This window comes from Agromyces salentinus (assembly GCF_009749395.1).
Lineage (GTDB): Bacteria > Actinomycetota > Actinomycetes > Actinomycetales > Microbacteriaceae > Agromyces > Agromyces salentinus.
The window spans coordinates 37,680-62,395 of sequence record NZ_WBIR01000010.1 but is presented as its reverse complement, the minus strand read 5'-3'; the positions used below and the strand labels follow the sequence as shown (position 1 = coordinate 62,395).

Here is a 24,716-nt window from a genome sequence, read left to right as displayed (position 1 = left end):
AACTCAGACTCAAAGGAGAATGCCGGACATGGCAATCAGCATCGCCGACATCAAGGCCCTGCGCGAGCAGCTCGGCACGGGCATGGTCGACACCAAGAAGGCGCTCGAGGAGGCCGACGGCGACCTCGAGAAGGCCACTGAGATCCTCCGTCTCAAGGGCGCGAAGGGCAACGCGAAGCGTGCCGATCGCTCCACGAGCGAAGGCCTGGTCGCTGCCAAGGAGTCGCCCGCGGGCTACACCCTGATCCAGCTCGCGTGCGAGACCGACTTCGTCGCGAAGAACGACAAGTTCGTCACGCTCGCCGAGAAGGTGCTCGACGCGGTCGCCGCAGCCGGCGCCGCCGATGTCGACGCCGCCCTCGCGGCACCGCTCGACGGCAAGACCGTCGGCGAGGTCATCGATGAGCAGGCCGCCATCCTCGGCGAGAAGGTCGCGCTCACGCGTGCCGTCACGCTGCCCGGCGAGAAGTTCGCGGTGTACCTGCACAAGACCTCGAAGGACCTGCCGCCCCAGATCGGCGTCGTGGTGTCCTACTCGGGCGATGACGAGGAGACCGCTCGCGCGATCGCCCAGCACATCGCGATGTTCGATCCCACCTACCTGACGCGCGACGAGGTTCCGGCCGACGTCGTCGAGAAGGAGCGCGAGATCGTCACCGAGATCAGCCGCAACGAGGGCAAGCCCGAGGCCGCCCTGCCGAAGATCATCGAGGGGCGTCTGACCTCGTTCTTCAAGCAGGTCGCCCTGCTCGAGCAGGACTACGCGCGCGACAACAAGCAGCAGGTCCAGAAGGTGCTGGCCGACTCCGGCCTCACCGTGACCTCGTTCGCCCGCTTCAAGGCCACGGCGTAAGTCGTCGTGAAGGAGTCCGGATCGCCACGCGATCCGGACTCCTTTGCTGTGTCCGGACGATTCCGGACGCCCGCTGACCGAAGGGTCGCGGAAAACACCGATGCGTCCGGCACCGCGCGGGCGCACGGGAACCACTAGCTTTGTCTCTCAAGGGGAAGGAACGGTCGGGGATGACGGAACGTAGACGAAGGGTCATGCTCAAGCTCTCGGGGGAGGCGTTCGGTGGTGGATCGCTCGGCGTGAACCCCGATGTCGTGAGTGCCCTTGCGCGAGAGATCGCGGACGCGGCGCGGACGGTGGAGATCGCGATCGTGGTCGGCGGAGGCAACTTCTTCCGAGGCGCCGAGCTCTCCCAGCGCGGCATGGACCGTGGCCGCGCCGACTACATGGGCATGCTCGGAACCGTGATGAACTCGCTGGCCCTCCAGGACTTCCTCGAGCAGGCCGGCGCCGAGACGCGGGTCCAGTCCGCGATCTCGATGACGCAGGTGGCTGAGCCCTACATTCCGCGGCGTGCGGAGCGACACCTCGAGAAGGGCCGCGTCGTGATCTTCGGCGCGGGTGCGGGTCTGCCGTACTTCTCGACCGACACCGTGGCCGCACAGCGTGCGCTCGAGATCGATGCGGACGTCGTGCTGGTCGCCAAGAACGGGGTCGACGGCGTGTACTCCGACGACCCGCGCACGAATCCCGATGCGCACAAGATCGACCGCATCACCTACCAGGAGGCGCTCCAGCGCGGCCTCAAGGTCGTCGACTCCACGGCGTTCAGCCTCTGCATGGACAACGGCATGCCGATGCAGGTGTTCGGCATGTCGCCCGGCGGCAACGTCACCGCGGCGATCCTGGGTGCCGATCTCGGCACCATCGTCAGCAACAGCGAGCCGTCGCCGACTCGATAGACTGTACTGAGCAGCGAACCGAAGGAGCCCCCGTGATCGCGGATGTACTGTCCGATGCCACCGCACGCATGCAGAAGGCCGTCGAGGTCGCCAAGGACGACTTCGCGTCGGTCCGAACCGGCCGTGCCAACCCCCAGCTCTTCCAGAAGATCCTGGTGAACTACTACGGCACCGCCACGCCGCTCGCGCAGCTGGCATCGCTCGCCAACCCCGAGGCCCGCACCCTCGTCGTCACCCCCTACGACAAGGGGGCGTTGAAGGACATCGAGCAGGCGATCCGCGACACGCCGAACCTCGGCGCGAACCCGTCGAATGACGGCAACATCGTGCGCGTCACGCTGCCCGAACTCACCGAGGAGCGTCGTCGGGAGTTCGTCAAGATCGTGAAGTCGAAGGCCGAGGACGCTCGCGTCTCCGTCCGGAACATCCGTCGCAAGGCCAAGGACGATCTCGACGCGCTCAAGGGCGAGGTCGGAGACGACGAGGTCGCTCGCGCCGAGAAGGAACTCGAGCAGATCACGAAGTCGAACGTGGATGCCATCGATGACGCCTTCAAGCGCAAGGAAGCCGAACTCCTCGAGGTCTGAGGGAACACCATGTCGGGCGTCCCTGAACATGACGATACGGACGCCGGGGGGCGGGAGCGCAGCGCGCGCCATGAATTCCGGTCTCAGGTCAACGCGAAGAAGGCCGATCTCGAACGCCAGTTCGAGGCGTCCAAGGCGCAGTTCGACCAAGCCCAGGAGAAGATCAACGCCCGCACCGGCCGCAACCTGATCCTTGCGACCCTGATCGGGCTCGTGTTCGGCGGAGCGCTCCTGCTCAGCCTGCTGGTGGTCAAAGAGCTGTTCATGGTGTTCGCGGTCGTCATCGCGGGCTTCGCGACCTACGAGCTCGCGCAGGCGCTCCGCAAGGGCGGATACGACGTTCCGCGTATCCCGACCGTCGTCGCGGCGGTGCTCGCCGTCCCGTTCGCGTATTACGGCGGGGCAGGCGGGCAGTTCCTCGCCGTGCTGGGCGGCATCGCGCTGGTGACCGTCTGGCGGCTCGCGCAGCAACTGTCGAGCGGGCGCAGCTCGGGGAGGGCGCTCGGGCGCGACCTCGTCGCCGGGGCCTTCGTCCAGGGGTACGTGACCTTCCTCGCCACGTTCGCAGTGGTTCTCACCGCTGCAGATGGTGGGCAGTGGTGGACCCTCGCGTTCGTCATCGTGGCGATCTCGGCGGACACGGGGGCGTATGCGTTCGGCCTCATGTTCGGCAAGCATCCGATGGCACCGGTGATCAGCCCGAAGAAGACCTGGGAGGGGTTCGCCGGGGGCGCGGGAGTCAGCATCGTGGCGGGCGTGCTCCTGTCCGTCCTGCTGCTCGGCAACACCTGGTGGTTCGGCCTCATCTTCGGCGTCGCGATCTTCCTCACGGCCACGCTCGGCGACCTCGCCGAGTCCCTGGTCAAGCGAGATCTCGGCATCAAGGACATGAGTTCCTGGCTGCCTGGCCACGGCGGGGTCCTCGACCGGCTCGACTCGATCCTCCCGTCCGCGGCAGTCGCGTTCGTGGCGTTCCGCATCTTCGGGTGAGGCTCGGTGATAATGGGTCGGTGGACTCCACCTTCCCTCGCACGCGCAAGCCCCAGCGCGGCTACAACACCGCTCAGGTCGACGAGTTCCTGCAGGTCGCCCGCCGTGCCTACGACGGGACCCCGTCGCCGGACGACCCGCCGCTGAACTCGGAGCGGATCCGCCTCACCGCCTTCGGCCTGCAGAAGGGCGGGTACGTCACCGCCGACGTCGATGCGGCCCTGGAGCGACTCGAGGACGCCTTCGCCGCCGAGGAGCGCCAGGTGGCTGCTCGTCTCCACGGCGACGAGGTCTGGCTCGCCGAGGCCCGCGCGACCGCGCAGGTCGTGTCGAACCGCCTCGCACGTGTCGAGGGCCACCGATTCGATCGGGTGAGCCCCATCGCCCTCGGCTATCGGGTTCGTGATGTCGACAAGTTCGCCGACAAGCTCACCAGGTACTTCCGCGACGGCTGGCCGATCTCCATCGAAGACGTGCGCAGCGTGGTGTTCACGACCCAGCGCGGCGGCTACCGGGAGTCGCAGGTCGACCTCGTGCTGGACGCGGTCATCGACGTGATGCAGGCCGTCCGCTGAGCGGGCGATCGACCGGCGGACGCCGGTCAGCGAGCATGGACGACCTCCGATACACTCGACGAATCGTGGGCAGGCACAACGGATCCGGGCGAAGCGTCGAGACGCCGACCACGCCGCGACCCGTCACGACCCGCGGCCCGGTCAAGCAGGCCGCAACCGTCGTCTTCGCGTTCTGTGCGGCCCTCAGCTTCGTCGGCGTTCACCTGGTGGATCCGAGCATCGGAGCGACCGCCGGGCCCGACCGCCCCACGATCGACCGGTTCGGGGGCGCGGAGGCGCAGGCCATCGAGGTCGGCGGTGACTTCACGATCGGTGCGAGCAAGGAGCAGTACGCCGTCGAGGCGAAGCCCGCCTACGTCGAGCCGGCGTCGACGAGCGCGAGCGATGGCTGGGCCCCGCCGGCCGTGACGCCCGATCCCGGTTCGGCGCAGGCGTATGCGGCCACAGCGGTCGCAGCGAGGGGCTGGGCGATGACGGAGTTCGACTGCCTCGTCGCGCTCTGGAACAAGGAGTCCGGCTGGCGCGTGAACGCCTACAACGCCGGGAGTGGGGCGTACGGCATCCCGCAGGCGCTGCCCGGCTCGAAGATGGCCTCCGCAGGCGCTGACTGGGAGACCAACGCCGGCACCCAGATCGAATGGGGTCTCGGCTACGTGCAGGGTCGGTACGGCACGCCCTGCGGCGCCTGGGCCCACTCGGAGTCGGTCGGCTGGTACTGACCGACCGCCCCGGGGCAGCGTCGGTGACGAGCGATCCCGTCTCCCGTCCTAGACTTGGACGCATGCCGCGCTCGAACCGATCCCATGGTCGCGCGGCCAAGGCGCGTGAGCCGCACCCCGAACTCGACGTCGAACGCCTGAGTTCCGGCTGGCGCCGAACCGAGTCCAGGGGCGGACGCGAGTGGAACGTCCAGCCCGTGTCCGAAGCCCAGGCCGTCAAGACCTACGTCTGCCCAGGATGCGGGCAGGACGTGTCGCCAGGCGTCGCGCATGTGGTCGTCTGGCGAGCCGACGGCGTCCTCGGCGACGCGGCCGACCTCGCGGCCCGTCGTCATTGGCATCTACACTGTTGGAGGACACGATGACCGAGCCAGAACCAATCGAGATCCGCGCGGGCGCTGAACTTCCGGCGAACCGGGAGGAGGTCCAGCTGCACACGGCGGATGGGCTGACCCTCGTCGGCGAACTCGCCACACCGCTCGACCGGCCCCCGGTCGCTACACTCGTGACGCTGCATCCACTGCCCACGGCCGGCGGGTTCATGGACTCGCACATCCTTCGCAAGGCGGCTGCGCGGCTCCCCGCGCTCGCGGACCTGGCGGTGCTGAGGTTCAACACCAGGGGCACGAGTTCACCTCGCGGAACCAGCGACGGGTCATTCGGCGAGGGGATCGCCGAACGGGAGGATGTCGCTGCGGCGATGGCATTCGTCGCGCAACGCGGGCTGCCGAACCCCTGGTTGGTCGGCTGGTCCTTCGGCACCGAACTCGCCCTGAAGTACGGGCTCGAGCACGACATCGCCGGCGCAGTCCTCCTGTCGCCTCCGTTGCATCGCACCACGGAGGCCGAACTGCAGCGGTGGAACGGGTCGCCGGTGCCGCTCGTCGCGCTCATCCCGGAGCTCGACGACTACCTGCGACCGGATGCCGCGGCCGAGCGCTTCGCCGTGCTTCCACGCATTCGGCGGATCGACGTCGAAGGCGGACGGCACCTCTGGGTGGGGGAGTCGCAGACGCGGCGGGTCCTCGACGAGATCGTCGCAGCCGTCAACCCGGCTGCCTCCCCGCTCCCGACGACCTGGCCGGTCCCTGCGGAGCAGGCTCGCTCGTCGGGCTGAGGCCGTCGCGAGCGTGGATCGCACGTGGTCCGGCGCCGGACGACGCCGATGGAGCGTCAGAGGGTGTTCTGGCGGGGGATCACGACCTGCTTCACGATGAGCAGGATGGATGCCGCGACCGGGATGGCCACGAGCGCGCCCAGCACGCCCAGCAGCGTGCCGCCGGCGAGCGCGGCGATGACGACGAGTGCGCCGGGAACCTTGACCGCGCGGTTCATGATGCGCGGGCTCAGCACGTACGCCTCGACCTGCATGTACACGAGGTAGTAGATCGCGGCGACGAGTGCGGTCAGCGGGGAGCCGAGTCCGGGGATGAGGCACACCAGCACGATCACGATGGACGCGGACAGCGTGCCGACGAGCGGCACGAGCGAGAACATGAACGCGACGAACGCGAGTACGGCCGGGAAGGGCGCCTGGATGATCGAGAGGAAGATGAAGCTCGCCACGCCGTTGCAGGCTGCGAGGCCGGCCTGGCCGAGGACGTAACGGCCGACGGACTGCGTGATCTGCTCCGTGAGGTCGGCGAAGCGGGCGCGACGAGAGGCCGGCACGAGCTGGTAGGCCGTGTGCTTCATCACGTTGAGCGATGACGAGAAGTAGAGCGTGAGGATGAAGACGATCACGGCGGCGAAGATGCCCGCGCCGATCGCGACCGCGACCTGGAACACGCCGCCGGCGAGTTCGGACAACTTCTCGGGGTTGGTGAAGAAGTCGGTGATCGCCGAGGTGGCCTGCTCGAAGATCTCCTCGATCTTGACCTGCGGGAACTGCCGCGTGAGCGCCTCGACCCAGTCCTGCGAGTTCACCCGCTCGACGATCGCGGGCACCTCTTCGACGAGCTGGCTGATCTGCTCGACGACGATCGGGACGACCGCGAGCACGAGCGCCGCCAGGATGAGCCCGACGCCCGTCATGACGATCAGGATCGCCGACCAGCGCGGAAGCCCGCGGCGCTCGAGCCAGCCGATGGCCGGTTCGAGCCCGAGGGCCAGGAAGAGCGCCGCGCCGACGTAGGTCAGCACGGTCGACAGGCTGGCGATCGAAGTGAGGATGAGGATGCCCACCCCGACGCCGAGCGTGCCGGCGAGGCCGATTCGGAACGCGTTCTGGATCTTCACCGGCCCCGCCGTCCGCGCTAGCTGCGGCTCGCGGCGGCGACCTGCTCGGCCTGCGTGAGCACGCCCCGGAGGCTCTCGAAGTACCCGGCCACGGCGTCGCGCTCGATCTTGATCTGCGAGAGCCGGTCCTCGGCGTCGGCCACGAGGGCGCGCGTGCGCTCCTCCGCGTCGGCGATGAGCTTCCGCGCCTGCGCATGGGCGTCGGCGATGCGGTCGCGGGCCTCGTCGTCGGCCTTGTCGCGGACCGCGGCGATCTCGGTGCGCACCTGCGTCTCGAGGCGCTCGGCCTCGGCACGGCTGTCGGCCGTACGAGCGATCGCCTCGGCGAGTTCGGCGTTCGCGTCGTCGAGGAACTTCTGGGTCTCGGCGACCGCGGCCTGGTGGGTGGCGAGCAGTTCCTGCTCGGCCTCGTCGCGCTTGGTGGAGAGCTCCGCCTCGAGGTCGAGGTGGGCCTTCTCGATCTCGCGACGCATGCGGTTGACCTCGTGAGTGGTCTTCTTGCGCATGGACGTCAACTGGTTGTCGAGGTCAATGCGGGACTGCTCCGACTCCGCATCGAAGTCCGCGCGGGCCTGCTCCTGCTCGAGCGCGAGGTCGGCGCGCATCTGGTCGAGGTCGGCGGCGTGCTTGGCCCTGAGGCGCTCGAGTTCGTGCTGCAGCTTGAGGCGGGCGGCCTCGGCCTCGCGGGCCAGGTCGACGTCGGCCTGCTCGCGCTGCTGCGCGAGCTCGGCCTTGCTCGCCGCGAGCTCGCGGTCGAGATCGGTGCGGGCCTGTTCGAGTTCGTGCACCAGGGCGGCTCGTCGTTCGGAGATCTCCGCCTCGATGGCGGCTCGCGCCTCCGTGGCCTCGCGCTCGAGGTCGAGACGCGACTGCTCGGTGTCGGCGGCCAGGTCGATGCGAGCCTGCTCGGTCTCCTTGGCGAGGTCGGCACGTGCCCGGTCGAGCTCGATCGCCACCTCGGCGCGCGTCTGCTCGGTCTCCTGGGCGAGCCCCGCAGCCGTCGCGCGGGCCTCGGTGGCCTCGGTGTTCGCTGCGAGGAGGATCTCGGAGGCCTTGCGCTCCGCACCGGCGACGGCGGCGGCGGCGTCGCGCTTGGCGCTCGTGCGCAGCTCTGCCGCCTCGGTGTTCACGGCGCCGCGGATGGCCGCGGCGTCGCGTGCGGCATCCTGGCGGAGCTGCTCGCTCGCCTCGTGCGCGCGGGAGACCATGTCGTCGGCTTCGGACCGTGCGTTCTCGAGGACGCGTGCGGCCTGGGCCTTCGCCTCGCTGAGGGTGCGCTCGGCGAGCTCGTGGGCGTCGGAGCGGAGGAGGTGGACCTCGTCTTCGGCCGCGCGGCGCAGCTTCTCCGCATCGATGTCGGCCTGCGCGATGAGGCGGGTGGACTGCTCCTCGGCCACGCGGAGGGTGTTCTCGAGCTTGGTGCCGAGGCCGGAGAAGGTCGGGCTCCCGACCTCTTCGAGTTCTGCGCTCAGCTCCTCGATGCGGGCCAGGAGACGCTTGTGCTCCTTGGTCTGCTCGGCGAGCTGGTTGTTCGCGGTGATGATGTCTCGACGCAGGCCATTGATGCTCTTGTCGACTTCGTCTTTGTCGTATCCACGGAAAACCTGCGTGAACTCGGTCTCTTCGACGGCCAATTCTTCCTCCGGGCTCTGTCCCGCATCGTGGGGGCGCACGGGATTCACCTGATTGTACGGGGGAAGTCGCTCGAGCTCGTACCCGTGTGGAGGACGGCGGTCGAGGCGTCCAGCCTGCGATGAGGCGACTCCCAGACAGGAGTCGGTAGGCTTGGATGTCTTTGTTCAACGCCGCATCTGGCGGCACCGGAGGTAACGTGCGATTCGTCTTCGCCATCCTGGCATTCGCCGCGGCCGCGGTCATGATCGGCTTCGGCATCGCCCAGCGCACGGTGTTCCTCGAGCCCGACCGGGTCGCGCTGTCCTCCTCGATCGAGACCGACGTGCCCTTCATCGTGGTCGAACCCAGTGCGCTCGAGGCGTATCCGGGCAAGCAGACGCTCACGGCATCCGGCTCCGAACTGGTCTTCCTCGCGTACGGCCGCACGAGCGACGTCGTCGCATGGATCGGTGACGACGAGTACGCCACGATCGGCTACGACGCCGAGACCGGCGAGCTCGTGACGACGGACTCCTCGGAGCTCGGCACCGAGGGCGAGGAGCCCGGCGACGCGGCCGAGGAGACGAGCTCGCCGACCGCACGCCCGGCTCCCACGGCCACCCCTGCGCCGGAGCCGGCCGACGAGGCCGACACGGATGCCGCGACGGAGCTCGAGGTGGACCCGGCTGCCAATCCCGCCGGATCGGACCTCTGGCTCGACGAGATCTCGGGTGAGCGCTCGGTCACGACCACGATCGACGTCCCGGAGGACATCGCCGTGCTCATCGCCTCGGACGGCACGAATCCGGCCCCCTCGACGGTCGCCCTGACGTGGCCGCTCGACAACGCGACCCCGTGGGCCGGCCCGCTGCTCGCGGGCGGCGGCGTCCTCTTCCTCGTCGGTTTCGCCCTCGTCATCTCCGGGTTCGTGCACCACCGTCGTTCGCGCGGACCTCGACGCAATCAGGGTCCGCGCGGCAAGCTGCCCAGCGGCCCCAAGCCGCAGGCGCTGCGTCGGAGCCAGATGGGAGGGCGGCGATCGATCGGCCGGGCGAAGCGGGTCGCACTCCTGCCCGTGCTCGTGATCCCGGTGCTCGCGTTCACGGCCTGCTCCTCCGACTACTGGCCGAGCTTCGAGCAACCGCCCGCGACGACGGCGCCGGCGACGACCGCGCCGCCGCTCGCCAGCGAGGAGCCGGTCGCGACCGACGAGCCCGACGATGAGGCCGAGCCCGAGGCCGAGGTCCTCGTTCCGGCGGTCACCGTTCCGCAGATGGAGCGCATCATGAAGAGCGTCGCCGCGACGGCGGCGGACGCGGATGCCGCGCTCGATGCCGGTGCGGCCGCCGATCGGTTCACCGGCCCCGCGCTCGAGGCGCGCAAGGCGAACTACGCGATCCGCACGAGCCTGCCCGACCAGGCCGGCCCGGTGCCCGTGCCCGCCACCACGCCGACGCTGATCCTGCCGCAGCAGGTCGCGGGTTGGCCGACGACCGGACGCACGGTGCTCGTCGTGGCGAAGGCCACGGATGACGACACCGTCGCGCCGACCGCCCTGTTCCTCCAGCAGATGGACCCGCGCGACAACTACAAGGTCGTCTATGCCATGGCGCTCGCCCCCGACGCCGACGTGCCGGAGGTCGCGCCCGCCAGCATCGGTGCGCCCCTCATCTCGCCGGAGTTCAAGGGACTCGTGATGCAGCCCGACCAGGTGGGCGCCGCGTACGCCGACGTGTTGATCAACGGCGAGAAGTCCGAGTACGCGTCGATGTTCCAGTCCGAGGACGACCTCCTGCAGCAGCAGCTCGGCGTCGCCGGCCAGCAGGTGACCCGGGACGAGCTCAAGGCCACGTCCCCGACCGCGGACATCGCCTTCTCGAACACGGTCGGCGAGGGGCCCACGATCGCGCTCGCGACGAACGACTCCGGCGCGCTGGTGACCGCGGACATCCTGCAGACCGAGAAGGTGACGCCGAACGACGGCGGCACGATCGGATTCCAGGAGGGCGCGCCGGGCGCGGCCCTCTCGGGATTCACCGGCAAGAGCGCCAAGGGCGTGCAGCGCGTGATCGGCGTCCAGCTGGTCTTCTACGTGCCCGCTGTCGGTTCAGAAGAGAAGATTCGAGTCCTCGGCTGGTCCGAGAGCCTCGTCGGAGCATCGGAGGTACCGTGACCGACCCCACCCCGCACGCCGCGCTTCGCGGAGCCGTGGACCTGTCCTCGCTCGTGCAGCGGCCCCCGCAGTCCGGCACCGGCGCGCCGCCGGTGAGCCCTGGCGGCGACGAGATCGTCTTCCAGACGGATGACGCGGGCTTCGGCGCCGCGCTCGAACTCTCGAAGACGGTGCCCGTCGTCGTGGCCGTCTGGGCGTCGTGGAGCGAGCCCTCGACGGGACTCGTCGAGACGCTCGAGCGGCTGGTGCGCGCCAGGGGCGGACGCCTCGTCCTCGCCGCTGCCGATGCCGATCGCAGCCCTCAGCTGGTCCAGGCCTTCCAGGTGCAGTCGGTGCCGACCGTGGTGGCCGTCGTCGCCGGCCAGCCCGTCCCGCTCTTCGCGGGCGTGCAGCCGGACGAGGTCATCGATCAGGTCTTCGACCAGTTGCTCGAGCTCGCCTCGCAGCACGGCGTCACCGGCCAGGTGGCCGCCGCTGCCGATGCCGACCCTGATGCGGCGGAGCAGGCACCCGCCGAGCCGCCGTTGCCGCCCCTGCACCAGGAGGCGTACGACGCGATCGAGCGGGGCGACTTCGCCGCCGCGGCATCCGCCTACAAGACCGCGATCGCGCAGGACCCCCGCGACCAGATGGCCGTCGCCGGCCTCGCCCAGGCGAACCTGCTCGGCCGCTTGAACGGCAAGACGCTGGACTCGATCCGCAACGCGGCCGCCGCCGGCCCCGACGACCTGCAGGCGCAGCTCGACGTCGCCGACCTCGATCTCTCGGGCGGGCATGTCGAGGACGCCTTCGACCGGCTGTTGACGATGTTCCCGAAGCTCGACGCCGACCAGAAGAAGCTCGTCCGGGAACGCCTCGTCGAACTGTTCGAGGTCGTCGGCACCGATGACGCCCGCGTGGCCGTGGCACGTCGACGACTCACCAACCTGCTGTTCTGATCCTCGGGAACGCGCGCGTTCCACGGGAGGCCTCGCCGAGCCGGCGAGGCCTCCCGTGCCTTATTCGAGCGTGAACCAGACCGCGCCGAGGGGCGGGAGCGTGAACTCGGCGGATGCCGGGCGTCCAGACCACGGCGTGTCGGTCGCGTCGACCGCACCGAGGTTGCCGACCCCCGATCCGCCCCACTGCGCGGCATCCGAGTTCAGGACCTCGCGCCACCGGCCGGCGATGGGGAGCCCGAGCCGGAACCGCTCATGCGGCATGCCGGCGAAGTTCACGATGCAGAGCAGCGGGCGCCGATCGCGGTCGTACCGCATGAACGCGACGACGTTCTGCTGCGCTGCGCCGCCCTCGATCCACTCGAAGCCCGACGAGTCGTCGTCGAGCTGCCAGAGCGAGGCGTGGTCGCGATACGTGCGGTTCAGCGCACCGACGAATTCGGCGAGCTGCTTGTGGCTCGGTTGCTCGAGGATCCACCAGTCGAGACCGCGTTCCTCGCTCCACTCGGAGAGCTGTCCGAACTCCTGCCCCATGAACAGGAGCTGCTTGCCGGGGTGCGCCCACATGAACGACAGGTAGGCGCGCACGTTGGCGAGCTGCTGCCAGTGGTCGCCCGGCATCTTGCGGATGAGCGAACCCTTGCCGTGCACGACCTCGTCGTGGCTGATGGGCAGCACGAAGTGCTCGCTGAAGGCGTAGAGGAACGAGAACGTCAGGTCGTGGTGGTGGTGCGAGCGGTACATCGGGTCCTTGGCGATGTACTGCAGGGTGTCGTGCATCCAGCCCATGTTCCACTTGAACCCGAAGCCGAGCCCGCCGCTCGAGGTGGGCGCCGTGACGCCGGGGAAGGAGGTGGACTCCTCCGCGATCATGACGATGCCGGGGTTGCGCTTGTACGCGGTGGCGGTGGCCTCCTGCAGGAAGGCGATCGCCTCGAGGTTCTCGCGGCCGCCGTGGATGTTCGGCTCCCACTCGCCCTCCTCCCGCGAGTAGTCGAGGTAGAGCATCGAGGCGACGGCGTCGACCCGCAGCCCGTCGACGTGCATCTCCTCGATCCAGAACAGCGCGTTGGCGACGAGGAAGTTGCGGACCCGCGGGTTGCCGAAGTCGAAGACGTACGTTCCCCAGTCCTTCTGCTCGCCGCGCCGGGGATCGGGGTGCTCGTAGAGCGCCTCGCCGTCGAAGCGGGCGAGGGCCCACTCGTCCTTCGGGAAGTGGCCGGGCACCCAGTCCATGATGACGCCGTAGCCCGCCTGGTGCATGCGGTCGATGAGGTACTTGAGGTCGTCGGGGGAGCCGAACCTGCTCGTCGCCGCGAAGTAGCCCGTGACCTGGTAGCCCCATGACCCGCCGAACGGATGCTCCGCAAGGGGCATGAACTCGACGTGGGTGTAGCCCAGCCAGCCGAGGTACTCGATGAGCTCGTCGGCGACCTCGCGGTAGCCCCGCCCGGGCCGCCATGAGCCGAGGTGCATCTCGTAGATGCTCATCGGGCGCTCGTGGGCGTTCGTGGCGGCCCGCCGGGACAGCCAGGCGTCGTCCTGCCACGCATGCGTGGACGCGGAGACGACCGATCCGGTCGCCGGTGCGATCTCGGCCTCGCGGGCCATGGGGTCGGCCTTCATGCGCCAGGTGCCGTCGCCGGTGAGGAGCTCGTACTTGTAGACGGCGCCGGGCTCCAGGTCGGGCACGAAGAGCTCCCAGACGCCGGAGCCGCCCATGCTGCGCATGGCGTGGCCGCTGCCGTCCCAGCGGTTGAAGCCGCCGACCACCCGCACGGCGCGGGCACGCGGCGCCCAGACGGCGAAGGCCGTGCCTTCGACCGCGCCGTCGACGCCCCAGTGCGCGCGGTGGTTCGCCCCGAGCACGCGCCACAGCTCCTCGTGGCGTCCCTCGCCGATCAGGTGCAGGTCGAGCTCGCCGACGCTCGGTGCGAACCGGTAGGGGTCTTCACTGGTCCACGACTCCTCGCCGTAGCCCGCGCGGATGCGGTAGTCGCGGAGCCCCTGCGCGACGACACCTGCCCAGACACCGTGCCCCACGTGCTCGAGCTCGAGCGTCGAGCCGTCGGCGAAGACGGCGTCGACCGCGTCGGCCAGCGGACGTCGGGCACGGATCACGGTGGATGCCCCGGGCTCGCCGGCCACGACGACCGGATGCTGGCCGAGCACGGAGTGCGGGTCGGCGTGACGGCCCTCGGCGACGGCCTGCAGGACGTCGTCGGGGATCACGGGCCCGGCGGGCGGCATCCGGTCAGTCATCGGTTCCCCGGACGACGTGGAGGACGTGGGCGGGCCGGGTGAAGGCGTCGAGCCGGACGTAGTTCGACTCGCCCCACTCCCAGCGATGCCCGGTGACGAGGTCTTCGACGGTGTACCGGCTGCCCGGAGCGAGGCCGATGGCTGCGAGGTCGAGGTGCACGGTGGTCTCCCTGACGGAATGCGGGTCGACGTTCGCGACGACGATGACGGTGTCGTCGCGTCCGTCGGGGGTGAACCGGCCCTCGAGGTGCTTGGAGTACACCAGGACGGCGTCGTCGTCGCTCGCGTGGAACCGGATGTTGCGCAGCTGCCCGAGCGCGGGGTGAGCGGATCGGATCGCGTTCAGGATGCCGAGGTAGAGCGCGAGCGAGCGCCCCTCGGTCTCCGCGGCGGCGAAGTCCCGGGGCTTGTACTCGTACTTCTCGTTGTCGATGGCCTCCTCGGCGCCGGGACGGGCGACCGACTCGAAGAGCTCGAAGCCCGAGTACACGCCCCAGCTCGGTGCCGCCGTGGCCGCGATCGTGGCGCGGACGGTGAAGGCCGCCGGCCCGCCGAACTGGAGGTACTCGGTGAGGATGTCGGGCGTGTTCACGAAGAGGTTCGGCCGCATGAAGTCGGCCGTGTCCTGGGACACGCTCGTGAGGAACTCCTCGAGCTCCTCCTTGGTGTTGCGCCACGTGAAGTAGGAGTACGACTGCTGGAACCCGACCATGGCGAGCGCCTGCATCATCGAGGGCCGCGTGAACGCCTCGGCGAGGAAGACCACGTCGGGGTCCGTGGCGTTGATGTCGCCGATGAGCCGCTCCCAGAACACGAGCGGCTTCGTGTGCGGGTTGTCGACCCGGAAGATGCGCACGCCCTGCTTCATCCAGTGCCGGACGATGCGCTCGACCTCGACGAGCAGCCCCTCGGGGTCGAGGTCGAAGTTGATCGGGTAGATGTCCTGGTACTTCTTCGGCGGGTTCTCGGCGTACCGGATGCTGCCGTCGGGCAGCGTCGTGAACCACTCGGGATGCTCGCGCACCCACGGGTGGTCGGGCGACGCCTGCAGGGCGAGGTCGAGCGCCACCTCGATGCCGAGCGCGCCGGCACGGCGGACGAAGGCGCGGAAGTCGGCGAGCGTGCCGAGGTCGGGATGGATCGCGTCGTGCCCGCCGGCCGTCCCGTCGGCGAGCGGTCCGCCGATGGCCCACGGAGAGCCGGGGTCGCCCGGCGCGGGATCGAGCGAGTTGTTCGGTCCCTTGCGGTTCGTGACGCCGATGGGGTGGATGGGGGGCAGGTAGAGCACGTCGAAGCCCATGGCGGCGACACCGTCGAGCCGTTTCATGGCCGAGCGGAAGGTGCCGGACTTCCAGCTGCCGTTCTTCAGGCGTCGCGCGCCCTCCGAGCGGGGGAAGAACTCGTACCAGGCACCCACGCCGGCGCGACGTCGCTCGACCCTGATCGTGTGTTCCTCGGAGTCGGTCGAGAGCAGCGCGAGGGGACGCGCATCGAACTCGGCGAGCGCGGGGTCGTCGATGAGCGCCCGGCGGGCGGCGACCGGGGCACCGGAGTCGCGGAGCCCCGCCGCGATCGCCATGAGCCGTGTTCGCACGGCCGCCGGCCGCTGGGAGTCGGCCGCGGCTCGGTCGAGCAGCCGCGCGCCGACCTCGTACATGACCTCCACGTCGACGCCGGCATCGACCTTCAGCGCCGCGTCGTGGCGCCAGGTGGCCATCTCGTCGTCGAAGCCCGTGACGTGCCAGCTCCACTCGCCGATCTCGTCGAGCAGTGCCTTCGCCTCCCAGCGATCGGTGCCTGCCGCCGTGAGCGCCATCCGCTCGCGGCGCTCGACACCGGATGGCGACGTGATGACGAGCATCGCTCCCACCTGGTCGTGGCCCTCGCGGAAGACGTTCGCCCGGAACGGGACGACCTCGCCCTCGAACGCCTTCGGTCGCCAGCGCGGATCCGGCAGGGCGGGGGAGAGCCGGGTGACGGGAATGCGGCCGGCGCGAACGGTTCGGGAGCTCACGCAATCGACCGTAGCGCGGAATGGCCCGTCCGGTGAGTCGGGCGTTCACGCATTCGACACGAACGAGCCGTAGGTTTGGTGGGGTGAAGCCCATCCGCAAGTTCACCGTCCGTGCTGTCGTCCCCACCCCGCTCGCCGCGCTCGAGGAACTGGCCGCGAACCTCAGGTGGTCCTGGCACGAGCCGACCAGGCGCCTGTTCGAGGCGATCGATCCCGACCTCTGGCGCGCGTCCAACCGCGATCCGGTCACCCTGCTCGGCGAGGTGGCTCCCGAGCGACTCGAGGCGCTCGCCGCCGACCAGGGGTTCGTGGAGTGGGCCGAGCGCGAGCGCGCCGGGCTGCGCGAGTACCTCGAGCAGCCGCGCTGGTTCCAGTCCCTCGGCGCCGAGGTACCGCGCACCATCGCGTACTTCTCGCCCGAGTTCGGCATCACGGCGGCGCTGCCGCAGTACTCGGGCGGGCTCGGCATCCTGGCCGGCGACCACCTGAAGGCGGCATCCGACCTCGGTGTCCCGCTCATCGGCGTCGGCCTGTTCTACAAGGCCGGGTACTTCTCGCAGTCCATCACCGACGACGGATGGCAGCAGGAGCGGTACCCCGTGCTCGATCCCGACGGGCTGCCGCTGTCGATGCTGCGCCACCCCGACGGGGCACCCGTGCAGGTGACGCTGGCGCTGCCCGACGATGCGGAGCTGCATGCGCGCGTCTGGACGGCCGCCGTCGGCCGGATCCCGCTGCTCATGCTCGACACGGACATCCCGGCCAACAGCGATGCGCTCCGCTCGGTCACCGACCGGCTCTACGGCGGGGGCGGCGAGCACCGCCTGCTGCAGGAGCTGCTGCTCGGCATCGGCGGCGCGCGAGCGGTCAAGGCGTACACCGAGCTCACGGGACGACCGCTGCCCGACGTGTTCCACATGAACGAGGGGCACGCGGGGTTCCTCGGACTCGAGCGAATCTCCACGCACATCGGCGAGGGACTCTCCTTCGGCGAGGCGCTCCAGCTGGTGCGCGCCGGCACCGTGTTCACGACGCACACGCCCGTGCCCGCGGGTATCGACCGCTTCGATCGGGGACTCGTCGAGCGGTACCTGACGCCGTCGCTCGTGCCGGGCGTCGACCTGGCCGACGCCCTCGCCCTCGGCGTCGAACCCGGTGCGGATCCCGAGACGGGCGCCTTCAACATGGCGATCATGGGGCTCCGCCTCGCCCAGCACGCGAACGGGGTCTCCAAGCTGCACGGCGAGGTCAGCCGGCGCATGTTCGGCGATCTCTGGCCGGGCTTCGATCGCGACGAGGTCCCGATCACCTCGATCACGAACGGCGTGCACGCGCCGACCTGGACCGATCCGGCACTGCTCGCGCTCGCCGAGTCGAACCTCGGCACCGGTGACACCGAGCACGCCGACTGGGGGAGCGGTGCGGTCTCCGACGGCGAGTTCTGGAACGTCAAGCGGAGCATGCGTCTCCAGCTCGTCGAGGACGCCCGGCGCCGGCTGGCGGCGGCGTGGAGCCAGCAGCACGAGGGCGCCCAGCCGCCGAAGTGGATCGGCCGGGTCCTCGACCCCGACACGCTCACGGTCGGGTTCGCGCGTCGCGTGCCGACGTACAAGCGGCTGACGCTGATGCTCCAGGACCCCGAGCGCCTGAAGTCGATCCTGACTGATCCCGAGCGTCCCGTGCAGTTCGTCATCGCCGGGAAGTCCCACCCCGCCGACGACGAGGGCAAGCGCCTCATCCAGAAGCTGGTGCAATTCGCCTCGCAGCCCGAGCTCCGCGAGCGGATCGTGTTCCTGCCCGACTACGACATGGGCATGGCCGAGCTGCTCTACCCCGGCTGCGACGTTTGGCTGAACAATCCGCTCCGTCCGCTCGAGGCCTGCGGCACGTCCGGCATGAAGGCGGCCATGAACGGCGCGCTCAACCTCTCGATCCTCGACGGCTGGTGGGCCGAGTACGCCGCCGACGACTTCGGCTGGGTGATCCCGTCGGCGGATGCCGCCGGCGACGCCGGTGAACGCGACGCGCTCGAGGCCGCCTCCCTCTACGACCTGCTCGAGCACCGGGTCGCGACGCGCTACTACGAGCACGACGAGGACGGGGTCCCCGTCGAATGGGTGCGGCGGGTCCGCGCGACGCTCACGGGCCTGGCGCCGGAGCTCGGCGCCGACCGCATGGTCCGCCAGTACGTGGAGTTGCTCTACCGGCCGGCCGCGGAGCAGGCCGATCGCGTCGCGGCCGACAACGATCGCGGTGCCAAGGAGCTGGCCGCATACCGCGACCGGGTGCGCGCGGCGTGGCCGCGCGTGCAGGTCGTGCACGTCGAGTCCGGCGGCGTGGAGTCCCCGCACGTCGGCGACGAGCTGCGCCTGCGCGCCCACGTCGATCTCGGCGGACTCGCGCCCGACGACGTCGCGGTCGAGGTCGTGCACGGACGCAGCCGGTCCGACGAGCGCATCGAGCACGCGAGAAGCACCCCGCTCGCGCCCGCGGTCTCGGGCACGGATGCGGGCGGCGACGTCGAGGGACCGCAGCTGTTCACCGGCTCGATCGTCCTCGATCGGGCGGGCGGCTTCGGTTACACGGTCCGCGTCGTGCCGCGGCATCCGCTGCTCGTCTCGTCCGCCGAGCTGGGACTGGTCGCCGTCGCGAGCTGATCGTGCGGGCCGTGCTCAGCGAGGCCGGGCGCGGGCGATCGGCGCGTAGCGGCCGGCGGTGACGGCGAGCAGGTCGTCGGGTGCGAGTTCCAGGTCGAGCCCGCGGCGCCCGCCCGACACGTACACGGTCTCGCACAGGATCGCCGACTCGTCGAGGACCGTCGGCAGCGGCGTCTTCTGGCCGATGGGGCTGATGCCGCCCACGACGTACCCGGTCTTGCGCTCGGCGAGGGCGGGATCGGCCATCTCGGCGCGCTTGCCGCCGAGGGCGACGGCCAGCGCCTTCAGGTCGAGCTGCATCGCGACCGGCACGATCGCGACGGCCAGCGCCCCGTCGACCATGGCGAGCAGCGTCTTGAACACCAGGTCGGGGTCGAGGCCCAGCTTCTCGGCCGCCTCGAGCCCGTAGGCGGCTGCCCGGGGGTCGTGATCGTACGCGTGCGCTCGGAAGTCGATGCCCGCCCTGGTCAGCGCCAGCGTCGCGGGCGTCCCGGCGGCGGCATCCGGCCGCTTGCTCATCAGGGGCGACCTTCGGGTGCGTCGTCGGCGAGGCCGGCACCGCTCGTGGCATCGCCGAGCGCTCGGTAGAGCTGCATCGACTGCGCGGGCACCACGATGCGCTCGCCCGGGAGGTGCTCGACGTCCGCGCCGGCCGGGTGCTCCTCCGTGGAGTCCCACAGCAGCCCGTATCCGGTGACGCCGTCGTGCGTCGGCAGCACCACCTCGGTCGGCGCCACGTGCGCGTGCACGACGAGGAGGATGCGGTTGAACTCCTCGACCTCGGGCGTGGACGCCGCGAGGTACTGCAGGGTGCGCTCGCCCGGGTCGTTCCAGTCGTCGATCGTCATCGTCTCGCCGTCGGCGTTGTACCAGTCCATCTGGGATGCGCTCGGCGTCGTCTCGCCGAAGACGCCGAACCTCACGGGGCGCAGCGCAGGGTTCTCGCTGCGCAGGCGCACGAGGTGGCGCGTGGTCGCCTCGAGCCCGGCATCGCGGTCATCGGCGGTCCAGGAGAGCCAGGTCAGGTCGGAGTCCTGGCAGTACGCGTTGTTGTTCCCGCGCTGCGAGCGGCCGTACTCGTCCCCGGCGGTCAGCATCGGCACGCCGGCCGAGAGGAGGAGGGTTCCGAGCAGGTTCCGGATGCTGCGCCCTCGCGCCGCCCGAACCGCGTCGTCGTCCGTCTCGCCCTCGACGCCGTGGTTGTACGAGTTGTTGTTGTCGGTGCCGTCGCGGTTGCCCTCGCCGTTGCCGAGGTTGTGCTTGACGTCGTACGCGGTCAGGTCGGCGAGGGTGAACCCGTCGTGCGCGGTGATGAAGTTGAGGCTCGCAAGGGGTCCGCGCTCGCGCGTGAAGGTGTTCGACGACCCGGCGAGGCGGGTGGCGAATCGGCCGATGCCGCTCCCGGCGTCTCCCGTCTCGCGCTCGCGGCGCTGGTCGCCGAGCCAGAAGTCGCGCATGCGGTCGCGGTAGCGGTCGTTCCACTCGATGAAGCCCCGCGGGAAGTTGCCAGTCTGCCACCCGCCCGGGCCCACGTCCCACGGCTCGGCGATGAGCTTGGTCGCCCCCAGCACGGGGTCGGCGAGCATGGCCTGGAGCAGCGGATGGTCGGGCGTGTAGGCGCCGTGGTCGTCGCGGCCGAGGGTCGCGGCGAGGTCGAGGCGGAAGCCGTCGACCTGCAGTTCGTCGGCGAAGTAGCGCATCGAGTCGAGCACGAGCCGTCGTGACTCCTCGCGGCCGAAGTCGAGCGTGTTGCCGCAGCCGGTCGTGTCCACGTAGTGGCCGTGGGCGTCGTGGCGGTAGTAGGCGGCGTTGTCGATGCCCCGGAAGGAGTGGGTCGGGCCCTGCCGGCCCTCTTCCGCGGTGTGGTTGTAGACGACGTCGAGGACGACCTCGATGCCGGCTGCGTGCAGCTGCCGCACCATGTCGGCGAACTCGCGCCGCACGGCGTCGGCACCGTTCGCCTGAGCTCTCGCGGTCGCGTAGGGCGCGTGGGCGGCGAAGAAGGCGAGGGTGTTGTAGCCCCAGTAGTTCACGCGGCCCTGGCGCTTCAGGCGGTGCTCGGAGACGAAGGCGTGCACCGGGAGCAGCTCGACGGTCGTGACGCCGAGGCCCGTCAGGTACTCGACCGACGCGTCGTGGCCGAGACCCGCGTAGGTGCCGCGCAGTGCCTCGGGCACCGCCGGGTTGAGCTTGGAGAACCCGCGCACATGCGCCTCGTAGACGACCGTGTGGTCGAGCGGCACGCGCGGCTTGGCGACCCCGGCCCAGTCGAACGGATCCGTGCCGGCGGCAGCGCCGTCGACACCGCCGCCGGTGAGCGGACCGAGCGCGACGCCGCGCCAGGATCCGTCGCCCACGGCGGCCAGCCCGCGCGCGTACGGGTCGAGGAGGGTCTGCGCCGGGTTGAAGGCGTGCTCGACCCCCGTCGGCCCATCGACCCGCAGGCCGTAGCGCGCACCGGCGATGAGCGCGGCCGAGCCGCCCTGCCAGACGCCGTGCTCGTCGCGCTCGAGGGCGACCCGATCGCTGGCCCAGCCGGCGTCGGCACCATCGAACACCTCGAGCTCGACCGACGTCGCGTGCTCGGACCAGACACGCACCGTGCCCCCGTCGGGACCCGTGCGGACGCCGAGATCGTGGAGGGGATCGCTCGAAGACATGCGATCTAGAGTAGTTCGAGGCGAGTGGAGGGAATGCGCATGGCGGTCTACCTCGACCACGCGGCGACCACGCCGATGCGGACCGAGGCCATCGAGGCGATGGTCGACGCCATGCGACTCGTCGGAAACCCGGCTTCCATCCACAGCGCGGGGCAGCAGGCCAAGCGCGTGCTCGAGGAGTCCCGGGAGCGCATCGCGGCGACCCTCGGCGTCGACGGCATCGAGGTGGTCTTCACCGGCAACGGCACCGAGGCGGTCAACCTCGCGATCAAGGGCCTCTGGTGGAGCCGCCAGGCGGATGCCGGGTCCGACGGTTCCGGCCCGCGCCCGCGTCCTCGGCTGCTCGTTCCGGCGGGGGAGCACCACGCCACCGTCGACACCGTCGAGTGGCTCGCCGTGCATGAGGGCGCCATCGTCGAGGAGGTCCCGCTCGATTCGGTCGGGCGGGTGCGGCTCGACGAGTTCGAGCGGATGCTGCGCCGCGACGCGGCATCCGTCGCGCTCGTCACGATGCTCTGGGCCAACAACGAGGTCGGCACCATCCAGCCGGTCGAGGAGGTCGCCCGGCTCACCGCCGAGGTCGGGGTGCCCCTGCACGTGGACGCGATCGCCGCCTACGGCCAGGTGCCCATCGACGTCCGCGGCATCCGGCGGGCGACCGCGGCGCCGCGCGGAGCCGGGCTCGTGGCCCTCAGCGTCTCCGCGCACAAGATCGGCGGCCCGGCCGGCATCGGGGCGCTGGTCCTCGACCGCTCGGCCGCGCTCGAGCCCCTGATCCACGGCGGCGGCCAGCAGCGCAAGGTCCGCTCCGGCACGCAGGATGTCGCGGCCGCCGCCGCATTCGCCGCCGCCGCCGAGGCGGTGCACGAGACGCTCCACGCCGATGCCGAGCGCATGGCGGCGCTGCGCGACCGGCTCATCGCGGGCGCGCTCGCCGCGGTGCCCGGCGTGCGCCTGTCGGGCGACGCAGACCGCGCCGGTCGCTTGCCGGGCAACGTGCACTTCTCGTTCGACGGCTGCGAGGGCGACTCCCTCCTGTTCCTGCTCGACGCGGCCGGCGTCGCCGTCTCGACGGGGTCGGCCTGCCAGGCGGGCGTGCCGGAGCCCTCGCATGTCCTCATGGCGATGGGCCGCAGCGAGGCCGATGCGCGCGGTGCGCTGCGCATCACGCTCGGCCACGATTCCACCGAGGCCGACGTGGACGCCTTCCTCTCCGCGCTGCCGGCCGCGCACGCGCAGGCGCTGAAGGCCGGGCTCGCCGCCCGGAGCACCTCCTTCGATCGCTGAGGGCTGCACGGGGCATCCGCTCAGGAGGCCTGCCTACACTGGAGGGGTGAAGGTCCTTGCAGCGATGAGCGGTGGCGTCGACAGCGCTGTCGCGGCGGCGCGCGCCGTCGAGGCCGGGCACGAGGTCGTCGGCGTGCACCTGGCGCTCAGCCGCATGCCCGGGACCCTCCGCACCGGCAGTCGCGGCTGCTGCACCATCGAGGACTCGATGGACGCCCAGCGTGCGGCGAACGTGCTCGGCATCCCGTACTACGTGTGGGACTTCTCGGAGCGGTTCAAGGCCGACGTCGTCGACGACTTCATCGCCGAGTACTCCGCGGGGCGCACGCCGAACCCCTGCATGCGCTGCAACGAGCGCATCAAGTTCGCCGCGCTCCTCGAGAAGGCCCTCGCACTGGGCTTCGATGCCGTGGCCACCGGGCACTACGCGAAGATCACGACGGATGGCGCGGGCAATCGCGAGCTGCACCGCGCGAGCGCCGAGGCGAAGGACCAGAGCTACGTGCTCGGCGTCCTGACGTCGGAGCAGCTCGCGCACGCGTACTTCCCGCTCGGCGACACGCCGTCCAAGGCGCTCGTGCGCGCCGAGGCCGCCGAACGCGGCCTGAGCGTTGCGCAGAAGCCTGACTCGTACGACATCTGCTTCATCCCCGACGGCGACACGAAGGGCTGGCTCGCCGAGCGCGTCGGCACCGAGACGGGCGACATCGTCGACCGCAGCGGCGCGGTCGTCGGGTCGCACGAGGGCGCGCACGCGTTCACCGTCGGTCAGCGCCGCGGCATGCGGCTCGGAACCCCCGCCGCCGACGGGAAGCCGCGTTTCGTGCTGGAGGTGCGCCCGAAGGAGAACACCGTCGTCGTCGGCCCGAAGGAGGCCCTCGCGACGGCGCTCATCGCCGGATCCCGCTTCACCTGGGCCGGGCTCGCACCCGCCGACCCGTCGACCGCCTTCGCGTGCGAGGTGCAGATCCGGGCGCACGCCGACCCGGTCGCCGCGGTCGCCGTGCTCGAGGCGGATGCCGCCGGCACGCCCGAGCTCGTCGTGACCCCCGAGACGCCGCTCGACGGGGTGGCCCCCGGCCAGACGGCCGTGATCTACGTCGGCACCCGCGTGCTCGGGCAGTTCACGATCGACCGCACAGTGAGCGCGGTCCCCGTCGACGCCTGATCGGCGCATGCGGCCGCGGCCGATGCCGCACGAGGCATCCGATGCGCCGAGCTTCGCGCTCATCCAGGGGCGCCCGCAGCGGGCAGGGCCTGCACGCAGGTGCTCGCGCGTGGATAGCGGTGCGCCCGCCGTCCTGTCAAGGGTCGGAGCGCCGCGTGCGGGCCGTCCTAGATTGACGCCTACGCCGCCATCCGGCCGGCCCCACCCGAGGAGGACCCCCGTGAGCACCCCCCGAGTTCCCGCGGAACGGGACGCCGAGCGTCCCGCCGCCCCCACTGCCGCCACCACCGTCCTGGACGAGCGGGCCGGCGCCCGCACCGCGGACGATGACCGCGACACCGTCGCGTACCCGACCGCCGCACCCGGAACGAGCGCTCCCGCCGGCGCGCGGCGGGACCTCGACGGACGACCCGCCGATTCCCGATCGGTCGACGCCGCATCCGCCGACGCCGCTCCGGTCGACGAGGACGATGCCGCCCTCCGCGGCGCGGCTGCCAGACGTGTCGTGGTCGGCCGCCAGCGCGAGGCGTTCGGCGGCGTCAAGATCGGCTCGGCCCTCTTCGGATGGCTGGCCGCAACCGGAACCGCCGCGATCCTCACCGGCGCGGTCGCCGGCGTCGGTGCCGTCGTCGGCTTCGACACTCCCGATCGCGCGCTCGTGCTCACCGGTGTCGCCTCCGAGAGCCTCGGCTGGATCGCCGTCGCGGTCCTCGCCGTCATCCTGCTCGTCTCGTACTGGTGCGGAGGCTACGTCGCCGCCCGCATGGCCCGGTTCAACGGCGCCGTCCAGGGCCTCGCGGTCTGGGTGTGGGCGCTCGTGATCGCCATCGTCGTCTCGCTCGTCAGCGTGATCATCGGCAGCCAGGTCGACGTGCTCTCCAACGCCGACCTGTACCCCCGCCTCCGCATGAGCGCCGAGGAGTTCACGGTGGCCGGGCTCATCACCTCGGCCGTGGTGCTGGTCTCCAGCCTCGCGGGCGCCGTGCTCGGCGGCATGGCCGGAACCCGGTACCACCGCCGCGTCGACCGGGCCGGATTCGCCGACCAGGCGTGAGCGACCCGAACACGAGAACGGGGCG

General features: G+C 70.7%; 20 protein-coding genes. 14 read left to right on the top strand and 6 right to left on the bottom strand.

All coding sequences use genetic code 11. The features are described 5' to 3' along the window. Window positions 1-28: 28 nt before the first annotated feature. From tsf to GQQ95_RS11420, 8 genes are all read left to right on the top strand, one after another. Window positions 29-853 (top strand): translation elongation factor Ts, encoded by an 825-nt coding sequence (tsf, locus tag GQQ95_RS11455; protein ID WP_157427800.1) that lies wholly within the window; start codon window positions 29-31, stop codon window positions 851-853. Between the two features lie 170 nt (window positions 854-1,023). After that, entirely contained in the window at window positions 1,024-1,755 is a 732-nt protein-coding gene (pyrH, locus tag GQQ95_RS11450; protein ID WP_157427799.1) for a UMP kinase, read from the top strand. Between the two features lie 32 nt (window positions 1,756-1,787). Then, complete coding sequence (frr, locus tag GQQ95_RS11445) at window positions 1,788-2,342, top strand: ribosome recycling factor (protein ID WP_157427798.1); 555 nt, start codon at window positions 1,788-1,790, stop codon at window positions 2,340-2,342. Window positions 2,343-2,351: 9 nt separating this feature from the next. Then, on the top strand, window positions 2,352-3,332 hold the full coding sequence (locus tag GQQ95_RS11440) for a phosphatidate cytidylyltransferase (protein WP_157427797.1): 981 nt from the start codon (window positions 2,352-2,354) through the stop codon (window positions 3,330-3,332). A gap of 20 nt (window positions 3,333-3,352) precedes the next feature. Beyond that, window positions 3,353-3,907 carry a DivIVA domain-containing protein gene (locus GQQ95_RS11435; protein WP_157427796.1) on the top strand — a complete coding sequence of 185 codons (555 nt, stop codon included), beginning with the start codon at window positions 3,353-3,355 and terminating at the stop codon, window positions 3,905-3,907. Window positions 3,908-3,972: 65 nt separating this feature from the next. After that, complete coding sequence (locus GQQ95_RS11430) at window positions 3,973-4,626, top strand: aggregation-promoting factor C-terminal-like domain-containing protein (RefSeq protein WP_246205427.1); 654 nt, start codon at window positions 3,973-3,975, stop codon at window positions 4,624-4,626. A gap of 62 nt (window positions 4,627-4,688) precedes the next feature. Then, window positions 4,689-4,991: a hypothetical protein gene (locus tag GQQ95_RS11425; RefSeq protein ID WP_170297043.1), complete on the top strand. Its 303-nt coding sequence runs from the start codon at window positions 4,689-4,691 to the stop codon at window positions 4,989-4,991. Beyond that, window positions 4,988-5,743: an alpha/beta hydrolase gene (locus GQQ95_RS11420; protein WP_157427795.1), complete on the top strand. Its 756-nt coding sequence runs from the start codon at window positions 4,988-4,990 to the stop codon at window positions 5,741-5,743. Before GQQ95_RS11425 ends, GQQ95_RS11420 begins: the two co-directional genes overlap by 4 nt. 56 nt (window positions 5,744-5,799) lie before the next feature. Here the strand turns inward: GQQ95_RS11420 and GQQ95_RS11415 are convergent, their stop codons facing one another. Both GQQ95_RS11415 and GQQ95_RS11410 read right to left on the bottom strand, forming a co-directional pair. Then, the gene (locus tag GQQ95_RS11415) at window positions 5,800-6,864 is read right to left on the bottom strand and encodes an AI-2E family transporter (RefSeq protein WP_157427794.1); all 1,065 of its coding nucleotides are present in this window, start codon (window positions 6,862-6,864) and stop codon (window positions 5,800-5,802) included. Window positions 6,865-6,881: 17 nt separating this feature from the next. Beyond that, window positions 6,882-8,537, bottom strand: a complete 1,656-nt coding sequence (locus GQQ95_RS11410; protein ID WP_246205424.1) for a coiled-coil domain-containing protein — start codon at window positions 8,535-8,537, stop codon at window positions 6,882-6,884. 116 nt (window positions 8,538-8,653) lie between these two features. Here GQQ95_RS11410 and GQQ95_RS11405 point away from each other — a divergent pair, with 116 nt between their 5' ends. Both GQQ95_RS11405 and GQQ95_RS11400 read left to right on the top strand, forming a co-directional pair. Further along, a complete protein-coding gene (locus GQQ95_RS11405) occupies window positions 8,654-10,651 on the top strand; it encodes a DUF8094 domain-containing protein (RefSeq protein WP_157427793.1) in 1,998 nt (665 codons plus the stop codon). Beyond that, window positions 10,648-11,589: a tetratricopeptide repeat protein gene (locus tag GQQ95_RS11400; protein WP_157427792.1), complete on the top strand. Its 942-nt coding sequence runs from the start codon at window positions 10,648-10,650 to the stop codon at window positions 11,587-11,589. The genes GQQ95_RS11405 and GQQ95_RS11400 overlap by 4 nt, the downstream gene beginning before the upstream one ends. 60 nt (window positions 11,590-11,649) lie before the next feature. Here GQQ95_RS11400 and glgB read toward each other — a convergent pair whose 3' ends face one another. Both glgB and GQQ95_RS11390 read right to left on the bottom strand, forming a co-directional pair. Further along, window positions 11,650-13,839 carry a 1,4-alpha-glucan branching protein GlgB gene (gene glgB / locus GQQ95_RS11395; protein WP_246205423.1) on the bottom strand — a complete coding sequence of 730 codons (2,190 nt, stop codon included), beginning with the start codon at window positions 13,837-13,839 and terminating at the stop codon, window positions 11,650-11,652. A gap of 4 nt (window positions 13,840-13,843) precedes the next feature. Then, window positions 13,844-15,865, bottom strand: a complete 2,022-nt coding sequence (locus GQQ95_RS11390; protein ID WP_157427790.1) for an alpha-1,4-glucan--maltose-1-phosphate maltosyltransferase — start codon at window positions 15,863-15,865, stop codon at window positions 13,844-13,846. A gap of 83 nt (window positions 15,866-15,948) precedes the next feature. Here GQQ95_RS11390 and glgP point away from each other — a divergent pair, with 83 nt between their 5' ends. Then, a complete protein-coding gene (gene glgP / locus GQQ95_RS11385) occupies window positions 15,949-18,522 on the top strand; it encodes an alpha-glucan family phosphorylase (protein WP_157427789.1) in 2,574 nt (857 codons plus the stop codon). A gap of 15 nt (window positions 18,523-18,537) precedes the next feature. On the opposite strand, the gene ybaK is transcribed toward glgP, so the two are convergent. Both ybaK and glgX read right to left on the bottom strand, forming a co-directional pair. Continuing rightward, entirely contained in the window at window positions 18,538-19,041 is a 504-nt protein-coding gene (gene ybaK, locus GQQ95_RS11380) for a Cys-tRNA(Pro) deacylase (RefSeq protein ID WP_157427788.1), read from the bottom strand. Further along, window positions 19,041-21,182: a glycogen debranching protein GlgX gene (glgX, locus tag GQQ95_RS11375; RefSeq protein ID WP_157427787.1), complete on the bottom strand. Its 2,142-nt coding sequence runs from the start codon at window positions 21,180-21,182 to the stop codon at window positions 19,041-19,043. Before glgX ends, ybaK begins: the two co-directional genes overlap by 1 nt. Window positions 21,183-21,221: 39 nt before the next feature. Between glgX and GQQ95_RS11370 the strand changes: the two genes are divergently transcribed. The 3 genes from GQQ95_RS11370 to GQQ95_RS11360 all read left to right on the top strand — a co-directional run bounded on the left by GQQ95_RS11370 (window position 21,222) and on the right by GQQ95_RS11360 (window position 24,691). Beyond that, on the top strand, window positions 21,222-22,469 hold the full coding sequence (locus GQQ95_RS11370) for a cysteine desulfurase family protein (RefSeq protein ID WP_157427786.1): 1,248 nt from the start codon (window positions 21,222-21,224) through the stop codon (window positions 22,467-22,469). Window positions 22,470-22,515: 46 nt separating this feature from the next. Continuing rightward, complete coding sequence (gene mnmA / locus GQQ95_RS11365; protein WP_281352030.1) at window positions 22,516-23,637, top strand: tRNA 2-thiouridine(34) synthase MnmA; 1,122 nt, start codon at window positions 22,516-22,518, stop codon at window positions 23,635-23,637. Window positions 23,638-23,857: 220 nt separating this feature from the next. Beyond that, window positions 23,858-24,691, top strand: a complete 834-nt coding sequence (locus GQQ95_RS11360; protein ID WP_157427785.1) for a YrzE family protein — start codon at window positions 23,858-23,860, stop codon at window positions 24,689-24,691. The last annotated feature ends 25 nt before the right edge of the window (window positions 24,692-24,716 follow it).